The organism is Pseudolactococcus yaeyamensis (assembly GCF_054658615.1).
Genome location: NZ_BAAGGP010000106.1, coordinates 1 through 7498, shown reverse-complemented (window position 1 = coordinate 7498; position 7498 = coordinate 1). Strand labels below are relative to the sequence as shown.

The following is a 7498-nucleotide window of genomic DNA, read 5'->3' as shown; positions in this document are numbered from 1 at the left end:
GAGGAGCTGAGACAATTCGCAAGAGGGGTGTGTATACAACAAAAATAATTGAGAACAAAACGCTCTAACTCCTTATATCACAAGGCGGAATAGTGTTTTTCTGATTTTTAACTGTCAAACTCGGGAAAGTTATTTTTTGTAAATATGTTATAATAATGCTAATTCACTGTTTAAAATAAAGTTTATAACTAACTGAGTTTCGCCTCAACATCTTAACTAAAAGGAGAATTTTATGTCTACAAAAGAAGAATTGTTAGCACAACTTCCTGTCCAAGATATCATTTCTTGGCGTCGTTGGTTACACTTACACCCAGAACTATCATTTCAAGAATTTAAAACAACAGAATATATTATCTCAGTCCTCGAAACTTTTCCTAACTTGGAATTGCAACGTCCAACACCAACCGGTGTGGTTGCCGTCTTAAAAGGGGCGAAACCAGGTAAAACAATCGCTTTGCGTGCTGATATTGATGCTTTACCGATTACAGAAGAAGCTGATGTTGACTTTGTTTCAGAAAATGAAGGTGTGATGCATGCTTGTGGGCATGATAGCCACACTGCCATGCTCTTAGGCGCAGTCAAAGTCATCTCGCAAATGCAGGCACAGATTTCTGGTACGATTAAATTCCTCTTCCAACCCGCAGAAGAATTGCCACCGGGTGGTGCTAAAGAATTTGTCAAGGCTGGTGTTGTTGATGATGTTGACCAAGTTTTCGGTTTACATGTCTTTCCATTTATTCCAGCCGGTGCGATTGGTTGGAAATACGGTCCGATTACGGCCTCATCTGATACTTTGAATTTGACAATTCATGGTATTGGTGCGCATGCGAGTGTGCCAGAAACTTCTGTTGATGTCATTACGATTGGTGCTGAAATCATCTCAAATGTCAACAATATCATTTCACGTCGCATCTCACCAGTGGCTGCTGCTGTGATTTCTTGGGGAGAATTTTCAGCAGGTGAAACACATAATGTCATTCCTGATACAGCTATTTTGAAAGCTAGTGTTCGGACACGCAATCCAGAAATCCGTACACAAATGCGTGATATGATCGAGCAGACTGTTAAAGGCATTTGTGAAGCTTATGGTGCAACTTATGACTTCAATTTCTTATATGGCTATAGCTCTGTTCAAAATACAACGCTTGAAACTGATTTACTTAAAGCAAGCGCAGCTAAGGTTGTAGGAGAAGAAGCGCTATTTGAAGCACCTGATTTGATGGGCGGAGAAGATTTTTCTGCTTACACTGACGTCAAACCGGGGACTTTCTTTGCGTTGGGTGCTGGAACTGCAGAAGATGGCTATAAATACTTCAATCACCACCCTAAATTCAAGTTAGATGAAACAGCCTTTCCAGTTGGTACAGCAGTCTTTATCCAATTAGTCAAAGACTTGATGATAGATTGAATTTAAAAATGTCGCCTCGTTCGTTAAGTCGTGAGGCGACATTTTTTGAGTTTCAAACGTATTTTAGTCTCGATTAATATTAACGCCAAGCACTGTCAAATGACCATTTGAAATCAATTTAATGACGAGAGCAGCAAATTCACTTGCGGTTATCTCGTCATTTTTTTGGACAATCCACCAATTCAGTGTGCCAATGAAGATACTTGTAATATAAGAAACCACAAAATCAGTTGGAATTTTCAAGTTGTCATTTCGGACATCTAAACTATTGAAAATTTCAGAATAACGTTCGGAGAGAATTGTGAGTAGGCGTTTTGACAGCATTTCTTCATTGCTATGAGTGACGATAATTTGTGCTAAAGCAGGATTTTCTCGAATAAATTCATAAAATTTTGTCAGACTAAATTCTATTCTTTTAACATTGACAGAGTTTTTCTCAATGAGATTTTCTTCGTCAAGGACAGCAGCGAGTTCACCCAAAAATTTGTCAACGATTTGCTCAAATAAATCAAATTTATCTTTGAAGTGGCTGTAGAAAGTCGCTCGATTAATCATGGCTTCATCCGAGATATCATTAATTGTGATTTTATCAAAGGTTTTTGAGCGTAATAATTTGATGAAGGCTTGGGTAATTAATTTGTTTGTTCGTTTGACACGTAGATCAACTTTTTTGGGCATGTTTTCTTTTTCTTTCTGAAAGTCACTAAGGTTATCCAACATTTTGTTGCTTAGTGTTGCTTTACCAACAGTTTAGCACATTTTAGTGGTTGCGCGCAAGTTAAATTCCTTGTAAAATTGAATTATATATGATAAGCAACAGTCTGTTGTTTTTAAAATGAGCTAGATAAGAAAGAAGATGTAATGTATAAAGCAGGTATTGATGTTGGGTCCACAACAGTAAAGATGGTCGTTTTCGATGACAACTATGAGATGATTTTTTCTCGCTATGAACGTCATTTTTCTGATGTTAAGACAGCGACGATTAAAGTGCTCAATGATATGATTGCTGAACTAGGTGATATACAGTTTACCTTTTCAATCACGGGTTCGGGCGGTATGGGTCTTTCTGATGTGATTGGTGCAACCTTTATTCAAGAAGTGATCGCCTCAACCTTGACCATTGAAAAATTTATCCCACAAACCGATGTCATGATTGAATTGGGTGGTGAAGATGCCAAAATGACTTTCTTTGATGGTGCCATGGAACAGCGGATGAATGGTTCCTGTGCTGGTGGAACGGGTGCTTTTATTGACCAGATGGCTGAGCTACTCAAAGTTGATGCGGCGGGTGTTAATGAGTTAGCTAAAAACTATGATAATCTTTATCCGATAGCCAGTCGATGTGGGGTTTTTGCTAAAACGGATGTTCAGCCATTACTGAATGAAGGTGTTAGAAAAGAAGATATAGCTGCTAGTATTTTCCAAGCTGTTGTCAACCAAACCGTTGCAGGACTTGCAGCAGGTCGTAAAATTACTGGTAATATTGCTTTTCTAGGTGGACCGCTCTATTTTATGAGTGAACTCCGCAAACGATTCATTGAAACGCTAGACATCAAGCCTGAAAATGTTGTTTTTCCTGAACACCCACAACTTTTTGTTGCTATGGGTGCTGCTCTTGATGAGGAAAATGCGACAGAATTTTCAGCTACTGAAATTATCAGTAAACTTGAACAAGATGAGTCCGAAAACCTCATCCCCCAAGATACGCTAGAGGTTCTTTTCGAAGATGAAACAGCTTTGGCTGAGTTTCGAAGTCGGCACGCTAAGGCATCAGCAGACCATAAACCGCTCACTAGTCACCATGGCGCAGCCTACTTAGGGATTGATGCAGGGTCAACGACGACTAAAGTTGTCTTAATTGATGATGAGGGTAATATTTTGTTCGAGCATTACGGCTCAAATAATGGTGACCCACTGGATTCAGTTTTGACGGTTATGACCTATCTTTATCAGGAGATGCCTGAGGATGTTTATATCGCTAAATCAGCTGTGACAGGTTACGGTGAACAGCTGATTAAGGCAGCTATTAAAGTTGATATTGGCGAAGTCGAAACCATGGCGCATTACAAGGCAGCTGAGTTTTTCCAACCCGGCGTTGATTTCATCATTGACATCGGTGGGCAGGACATGAAAGCCATGACCATTCGTGACGGTGCTTTGTCGAGTATCCAGCTCAACGAAGCCTGTAGCTCTGGCTGTGGCTCATTTATCGAAACTTTTGCCAAATCACTGCGCTATGAGGTCAAAGATTTTGCGCAAGCAGCGCTTTTGACGGAGCACCCAGTTGACCTTGGGTCGAAATGTACCGTCTTCATGAACTCTAAAGTTAAGCAGGTTCAAAAAGAAGGTGCGACAGTCGGCGATATTTCGGCTGGGTTGTCTTATTCTGTCATCAAAAATGCCTTGTATAAGGTCATTAAGGTCAAACGTCCTGAGGATCTCGGCGAGAAAATCGTCGTCCAAGGCGGGACTTTCTATAACGAGGCTGTCTTGCGTGCCTTTGAAAAAATTTCCGGTCGTGAGGTTGTCCGGCCGTCTATCGCTGGTTTGATGGGTGCCTACGGTTGTGCGCTGATTGCCATGGAAAATGCGTCTGATGATGCGACACCGTCTACGATTTTAAGCCTGTTAGACTTGGAAAAATTCCGCACCAGAAAAGAGTTTACGTCATGCGGGCTCTGCGAGAACATGTGTCAAATGACCCTGACAGTCTTTAACGACGGCTCAAAATTTGTCTCAGGCAATCGCTGTGAACGTGGTGCTGAAAAAGCCACGCAAGTTAAAGCTGATAAATCAGAGAAAAAAGTCAATCTCGTTGATTATAAATATAAAAAACTCTTCAAATTTAAATCACTGAGCAAGAAAAAAGCGATTCATGGCGAAATCGGCATCCCACGTGTTCTGAATATGTATGAGAACTATCCCCTCTGGCATACCATGCTGACAGATTTAGGTTTCCGAGTGGTTTTATCACCTAAATCAGATAAAGAACTCTATGAGAAAGGAATTGAAACCATTCCCTCTGATACGGTTTGCTATCCAGCTAAGCTCAGTCATGGTCATATCATGACCTTGATTCAAAAAGATGTGCCGACGATTTTCTATCCGTCTGTTTTATACGAACGCCAAGAAGATGCAACAGCCCAAAATCACTATAACTGTCCGATTGTGCAGTCGTATCCAGAAGTGATTAAAAATAATATTGATGAGATTCGTAATGGTGAGGTTGGCTACATTCATCCCTTTATCAATCTAGCTGACCCTGATAATATGGCTAAAAACCTTTTCAATGCCTTGTCAGCATTTGATGTCAGTCTAGAAGCAGTTCAAAAAGCTGTCCAACATGGTTTTGATGTCCTAGATGACTTTAAAGCAGATATTCAAAAACAAGCCGAAGATTTGATGATGCGGCTTAACCTCAACCACGAAAAAGCGATTGTCCTTTCTGGACGTCCCTATCATTTGGACCCTGAGATTAATCATGGGATTGCTGACATCATCACGCAAGAAGGTTTTCATGTCTTGACCGAGGATGCGATTGCGCACCTATCAGAAGTTGGTGGCTTACGTGTAGTCAATCAATGGGTTTACCATTCACGCTTGTATGGTGCAGCGCGTGTTGTGGCAAAAAATAAAAATTTGGAACTTGTTCAGCTCAATAGTTTTGGATGTGGTTTGGATGCTGTCACAGCTGACCAAGTGGAAGAAATCATGCAGCATCACCATAAACTTTATACGGTTCTAAAAATCGATGAAGGTTCAAATATGGGGGCGGTTCGCATTAGGTTGCGCTCGCTTAAAGCGGCGGTCAATGAACGGGATAAACGTGTTCAGTTGCCTGAGGTATCTGAAGACCAGATGACAGAGATTGTGGCAAGTCATCCTACCTTTACCAAGGAGATGAAAAAGACACACACACTTTTGATGCCCATGCTGTCACCGATTCATCAAGAGGGGTTAGTAGACGAAGCTTTCAGACAGTCTGGTTACAATGTGGTGCTCTTGCCGGAAGACAAATCATCTATCAACTCTGGTCTCAAGTTTGTTAACAACGACTCTTGCTATCCTGCCATCATTTCCATCGGGCAGTTGGTGTATGCACTGGAATCTGGTGACTACGATGTTGATAATACCTCTGTTTTGATGACGCAGACGGGTGGCGGCTGTCGGGCGACCAACTATATTCCTTTATTGCGCAAGGCTTTGAAGGACGCTGGTTTTGGTCAGGTGCCTGTTGTCTCCTTGTCGATGGGGAATAAGGGGACTGAGCAGTCGGACGGTTTCAAGCTGACGGTGCCTTTGATGGTTCGGATTGTCATCGGTGCGCTTTATGGCGATTTGTTTGAGCGTGTTGTTTATCGGACGCGACCATATGAAATGACCGAGGGTCAGGTTGATGCGCTACATGCTAAGTGGTTGGCTAAAGCCAAGCATAATATGAAAACTGGCTCGATTTTTGAGTTTAATCGCAACATGAAGCAAATCATTCGAGAATTTGACGAAACGCCTTTACGAGACGTTCAAAAACCGCGTGTCGGTGTTGTGGGTGAAATTCTTGTGAAATACTCGAAAACGGCTAATAATGATATTGTGAGCATTATTGAAGCAGAGGGGGCAGAAGCTGTCGTGCCGGATATTATTGGCTTTATGAACTATTCTCTTTATAACCAGATTTGGAAGTCAGATCATTTGGGCATGGGTAAAAAAGCTAAGTATTTCGCACGTGCCTTCATTAATATCATTCAAATGGTTGAAAAACCAATGAATAAAGCTTTGAAAGCGTCAAGCCGCTTTGATGGGATTCATTCGATTGATGCCCTGGCTGCTGATACAGAGAAAATTATTTCGATTGGCAATCATACCGGCGAAGGTTGGTTCTTGACTGGCGAGATGATTGAGCTCTTGCAAGACGGTGTCGATAATATCGTTTGTCTCCAACCCTTCGGCTGTCTGCCAAACCACATCGTCGGAAAAGGGATGACCAAAGAACTCCGTCGTCAATATCCACGAGCTAACATCACACCGATTGACTATGATCCATCTGTTTCTGTTGTCAATCAACTCAACCGCATTCGCTTGATGATGGCGACGGCTAAGAAACAGTTGAAAAAGGATATGGAAGTTGAGGTTTAAGCTAGTTAAAAAAACTGTCGAGAGATGGTTTTTTCTTTTTTTAACACAACTTTAGAAGTTATTCATTGACACTACGTGGAATACGTGGTACACTAAAGTAGTCAGGAGGTAGCTTAAGATGCCAATGACAGTTAGGGAAGCCGAACGATTACTTCTGAAAGCAGGTTTCGTTGAGGTTAAAGGTGCAGGAAAAGGATCACACAGGAAATTTAAAAAGCTTGGGTATCCTAGACTTGTCAATTTAACAGCTCATGGCAAAGAAATTTCGCAGACAGTTGAAAAATCTGTAAGGCAAGCAGTAGGCTTATAATAAAGCCACTGCTATTCTCATTTATGGAGGTGCGACATGTTAAAAAAAGTATATCCAGCAGTTTTTGAAACTGATCCAGTAGGTTATGGTGTCTATTTTCCAGATATCGACGGTGCTGCCACACAAGGGAAAAACATTCCTGAGGTACTTGATAATGCATCAGATGTTTTAGGTATTATGTTGGCCGATTTAATTGAAGAGGGACATGCTTTACCTCACCCCTCAGATTTGAATGCAATTCAAATCGATTCATCAAAACAATTTTTATCCCTTGTTTCAGTTGATTTAAGTGAATATTTGACAATGAATGAACCTGTCAAAAAAACGTTACAAATTCCTAAGTGGGCAGATAAACGAGGTAAGGAAATGGGGATTAATTTTTCTCAAACACTTACAGAAGCTCTTTTAGAAAAGATAGAAGCATAAAATATAATAAAGTGACCATGCATGGTTGCTTTTTTATATCGATTTTTATATTTATGTCAAATCCATTTATATCAAATGATTTCTATATGTCTTTCACGGTCGTTTCATAAACTTTTTATTACGTCAGTCAATATCTTCTCATTCACCAAGCATTGCAATAGATTCTGCTTGACACTACCCCTTTTATTTACTTGTTTCAAATAAGTACGATGAGCTAAAAT

At 40.7% G+C, this 7498-nt stretch carries 5 protein-coding genes; 4 read left to right on the top strand and 1 reads right to left on the bottom strand.

The features are described 5' to 3' along the window. The first annotated feature begins 232 nt into the window (after positions 1-232). Complete coding sequence (locus tag ACYQ21_RS13980) at positions 233-1408, top strand: M20 metallopeptidase family protein (RefSeq protein ID WP_460059149.1); 1176 nt, start codon at positions 233-235, stop codon at positions 1406-1408. 63 nt (positions 1409-1471) lie between these two features. Here ACYQ21_RS13980 and ACYQ21_RS13975 read toward each other — a convergent pair whose 3' ends face one another. Next, complete coding sequence (locus ACYQ21_RS13975; protein ID WP_460059148.1) at positions 1472-2086, bottom strand: TetR/AcrR family transcriptional regulator; 615 nt, start codon at positions 2084-2086, stop codon at positions 1472-1474. A 183-nt stretch (positions 2087-2269) separates the two neighbouring features. Here ACYQ21_RS13975 and ACYQ21_RS13970 point away from each other — a divergent pair, with 183 nt between their 5' ends. The 3 genes from ACYQ21_RS13970 to ACYQ21_RS13960 all read left to right on the top strand — a co-directional run bounded on the left by ACYQ21_RS13970 (position 2270) and on the right by ACYQ21_RS13960 (position 7277). Then, a complete protein-coding gene (locus tag ACYQ21_RS13970; RefSeq protein ID WP_460059146.1) occupies positions 2270-6541 on the top strand; it encodes an acyl-CoA dehydratase activase-related protein in 4272 nt (1423 codons plus the stop codon). Between the two features lie 118 nt (positions 6542-6659). Continuing rightward, positions 6660-6851, top strand: coding sequence for a type II toxin-antitoxin system HicA family toxin (locus ACYQ21_RS13965; protein WP_460059145.1), 192 nt, complete (start codon positions 6660-6662; stop codon positions 6849-6851). A gap of 36 nt (positions 6852-6887) precedes the next feature. After that, entirely contained in the window at positions 6888-7277 is a 390-nt protein-coding gene (locus ACYQ21_RS13960; protein ID WP_460059143.1) for a type II toxin-antitoxin system HicB family antitoxin, read from the top strand. The last annotated feature ends 221 nt before the right edge of the window (positions 7278-7498 follow it).

Excerpts from the sequence above, each read along its gene's own strand:
- ACYQ21_RS13980 (WP_460059149.1), top strand. The coding sequence starts at position 233 with ATGTCTACAAAAGAAGAATTGTTAGCACAACTTCCTGTCCAAGATATC.
- ACYQ21_RS13975 (WP_460059148.1), bottom strand. The coding sequence starts at position 2,086 with ATGCCCAAAAAAGTTGATCTACGTGTCAAACGAACAAACAAATTAATT.
- ACYQ21_RS13970 (WP_460059146.1), top strand. The coding sequence starts at position 2,270 with ATGTATAAAGCAGGTATTGATGTTGGGTCCACAACAGTAAAGATGGTC.
- ACYQ21_RS13965 (WP_460059145.1), top strand. The coding sequence starts at position 6,660 with ATGCCAATGACAGTTAGGGAAGCCGAACGATTACTTCTGAAAGCAGGT.
- ACYQ21_RS13960 (WP_460059143.1), top strand. The coding sequence starts at position 6,888 with ATGTTAAAAAAAGTATATCCAGCAGTTTTTGAAACTGATCCAGTAGGT.